The organism is Robertkochia sediminum (genome assembly GCF_016786255.1).
Classification (GTDB): domain Bacteria; phylum Bacteroidota; class Bacteroidia; order Flavobacteriales; family Flavobacteriaceae; genus Robertkochia; species Robertkochia sediminum.
Map to the genome: position 1 here is coordinate 1 of NZ_JADMKT010000065.1, position 3,365 is coordinate 3,365.

Here is a 3,365-nt window from a genome sequence, read left to right on the forward strand (position 1 = left end):
TAATTTTTAAAGATCAATCAGAAAGAACAAAAGAGTGGATTAAGGTCAATATAGCCAGTGAATGTTTTCAATTCGTCAACATTGATGATCCCCACTCTTTTCTACTGCTATTTCGTTCAGTTCTATGAGACGTCCAGATCTCGATTCTAAGTTGTTGAAACTCCAGTAGCCTGTTCTTTCCTCATTCAGTTCTTATGACTAAAAATACTAAAATCTACGGAGTAGACATCAGTAAAGATGTATTCGATGTAATGGATGAACAAGGGGTTCATCAAAAATTTTCTAATGACCCTTCCGGCTTTAAATCCTTTTTAAAAACCCTGGATAAGGATGGGCTGGTGGTGATGGAAGCTACAGGGTATTATCATTATCGACTCGCTCAGTTTCTTTACCGAAAGAACGTTGCTGTATCAGTGGTAAATCCTCTTCAGGTGAAGCGTTTTATTCAGATGAAGTTGTCTAAAGTAAAAACAGATAAGAGCGATGCCAGGGCTATTTGTGAATATGCCCAAAAGAATCAAGTACCTCTTTACAATGCACTTAATGAAACACAGGCAGAGTGCCTGCAGCTCTTTCGCTTATTGGATAGTTACCTGAAAAAACGAACAGCCATAAAAAACAAGCTTCATGGCGAAGAAGCTTTGGGAAGACCTTCAAAAGTAGTTTACCACTCTCTGAACCGCACGCTAAAGCATTTAAACAAGGAAATCGAGATGTTGGAGTCACGTTTGCTGGAGTTGGTCAAGAAGGAGCAGCAACAGCAATTAACAAACCTGAAAAGCATTCCCGGAATGGGGACTAAAACAGCCTTGTTTCTTATCATCATCACCGATGGTTTTACCAAGTTTGAAAACGCTTCACAGCTATGCAGTTATGTGGGGATCACCCCTACCATTAGGGTGTCAGGCAAAAGTGTTCGCGGCAAAAGCAGGATCAGTAAAAGAGGAAACCAGAAACTCCGCAACCTGGTGTTCTTATGCGCCTTCTCGGCCTGTAAACACAATAAAGCCTGTAAGGAACTCTATGACCGGATAGTCGACAAAGGAAAAAGTAAAAAACTGGCCCTGATTGCTGTAGCTAATAAACTGCTGAAGCAAGCCTTCGCAGTGGCTACATCAGGGATACCATATGATGAAAATTACCGGTCGAAATTAGCTTGAAAAGGGGTTGGATTTTAACTCAGTTCTTTGTTGGCAATAGTTATTTTATTTTTTTACCATTTTTGTATTCAGTTTGACAATAAACTTCGATCCCATTCTTTTCATAAGATATTTCATAACCATTTTTCCTCTTTCCTAAATATTGACAAGAATAAGTACGTACTCCATTTTTGAAATTTTCTACTAGAATTTTAAGTCCATTATTATCATACAAAATAGTTTCAATTATTTCCTTTTTTAGGTTGTATGAAATCTTTTTTGCAAGGACAAAAGGTTTATTTGAATTGTAGATTGTTTGATCTGAGATTATCTTTCCTTTACCATTAAAATATAGGTTGCTCAAGACAATGACACCATTTTTATATTCTTCCTCATATACTATGTGGCCATTATTTCTTTTGCTTTGAGCGATGCCTGTAAATAGCTCTTTATTGGAAGTTTTAAATGCTAGATTGTTTTCAATGTAGAGGTCTTTGAGTTTAATTATTTCTTGGGAGAATAGGTTTTGAAAAGCTATAAGTGCAAGTACTGTTAAAAAGATTCTCATTTCTCAATAATTATTGCCAACGGTTAGGCTATGGCTCGTGGCGGGCGGTTTTAATGCTGTTTCCGACAGCGATGGAAAGCCTGGTTGAGTTCATGAATTTATTATTTTTTGAAGTACGAAACTAGCCATGAGATATAGCCAGTGTTACTTGCAGTTTTTATTAAATTCATTTAATTCTTGAAAAATTCCGACGTCAACCATTACTCCAAATTCAAACCTTGGGTCACATTTGGGATTATTAAATATTACTCCATAGTGTTGGTCATTATTTAATAAACGATCGAAATATTTGATGCCTTCTTTAGTAGTGTATTTTATTATCCTTTCAGTTACAAATTTGACTTTCAAGTCTGTTGTAGATAATGAATCAAAAACTTTGTTTGAGTAAAACCCGAAATCAGAATCAACTTCATAAAGTCCGGAATCCTCTCCAAGTTCTTTTAGTAGTTCATTAAACTCAGCTTCGGTAGGGTGAAAAAAGAGTAGATTGTAATTATCTGCATTTAAGGTATCAAGATTTGAATCGGGTTTCAATTTAACAGTCTTTTCTTTTTTAACATCAGTTTTATTCTCGACGTTTTGTTTGCAAGAAACGATGGTAATAAGACTTAAAATTAATGATATGAATTTAGCTTTTTTCAAATTGCAAGTAACGGTCAGGCTATGGCTCGTGGCGGGCTGTGTTAATGCTGATTCCGACAGCGATGGAGAGCCTGGTTGAGTTCATGAATTTATTATATTTTGGAGTACGAAACTAGCCATGAGCTATAGCCAATGTTGCCCACAGTTATATTAAATCAATTTCCCAAATAAGAAATTTACCGAACTCCCATTTCATGACTATTTCTTTTATTTTCGGATGTTTCTTAAATTTCAAAACGTGCTTAATGTTCTGATTTAGCGTTAACCTCATATTCTCTTCATATTCATTTTCATCATTCAGGTTAACCTTATCAAGTCCCACTATCGATTCTTTTATCAATGAGTAAATTCCTGAATGATCGTTTTCAATTTCATTTCTCCATGAATGTTTAAAGAAAATCACTTCATCATTTTTATAAACCTCTAATCCAGGTGATAGGATTTGAGATATTATTTCATTATCTGAACTTTGTAAAGAATTGAGTACAGAATTAAATGAAGGAATTTTTTCTGCTTTTGGAGAAGGGAAATAATCATTGTACACTTCACTAATCTTTATACTAGCAAGTCTATTTTCGTTGTTAATTTCGAAGGAGTAATTTGTGCCTTCATATTCTAGCATTTCCCCATATTCTCCGATATTTTTGGCATTAGTTGGCTCACCCAATTTCTTAATCAGTTCCTCTTTGGGCATTCCCATTTTTAAATTTTTGAATGCAGGATCTATAGTAGGATCATCACCATATAATTGTATTGACCATATAATATTCTTATCCCAGTTAGCATATTCAAATATCATATATACAGTAGAATCGGGCTTAACAAGAAAAAGCTCAAATTCAAAACCATCGTCGAATGTTTTTTGTTGTAGTGGTTGATTTAATTCGGTTGTTGGGACCTCTCGAAATTGATTTAATTTGAAGCCATTAAGTTCATTGACTAAGTCCTGAGAATATCCAAAAGTCGAGAACGATATAAGTATTACTAATGCGATTTTTTTCATAATTGTGGGCAAC

General features: G+C 34.9%; 4 protein-coding genes. 1 reads left to right on the forward strand and 3 read right to left on the reverse strand.

Features of this window, described 5'->3' with window-relative positions; genetic code table 11:
• Positions 1-194 precede the first annotated feature (194 nt).
• The gene (locus tag IS446_RS02910) at positions 195-1,160 is read left to right on the forward strand and encodes an IS110 family RNA-guided transposase (protein WP_203058425.1); all 966 of its coding nucleotides are present in this window, start codon (positions 195-197) and stop codon (positions 1,158-1,160) included.
• A gap of 40 nt (positions 1,161-1,200) precedes the next feature.
• Here the strand turns inward: IS446_RS02910 and IS446_RS02915 are convergent, their stop codons facing one another.
• The 3 genes from IS446_RS02915 to IS446_RS02925 all read right to left on the reverse strand — a co-directional run.
• Positions 1,201-1,707 (reverse strand): hypothetical protein, encoded by a 507-nt coding sequence (locus IS446_RS02915; RefSeq protein WP_203058427.1) that lies wholly within the window; start codon positions 1,705-1,707, stop codon positions 1,201-1,203.
• 144 nt (positions 1,708-1,851) lie between these two features.
• Positions 1,852-2,241 carry a hypothetical protein gene (locus IS446_RS02920; RefSeq protein WP_203058429.1) on the reverse strand — a complete coding sequence of 130 codons (390 nt, stop codon included), beginning with the start codon at positions 2,239-2,241 and terminating at the stop codon, positions 1,852-1,854.
• Between the two features lie 253 nt (positions 2,242-2,494).
• The coding region (locus tag IS446_RS02925) for a hypothetical protein (protein WP_235996379.1) at positions 2,495-3,365 on the reverse strand (871 nt) is incomplete at its 5' end.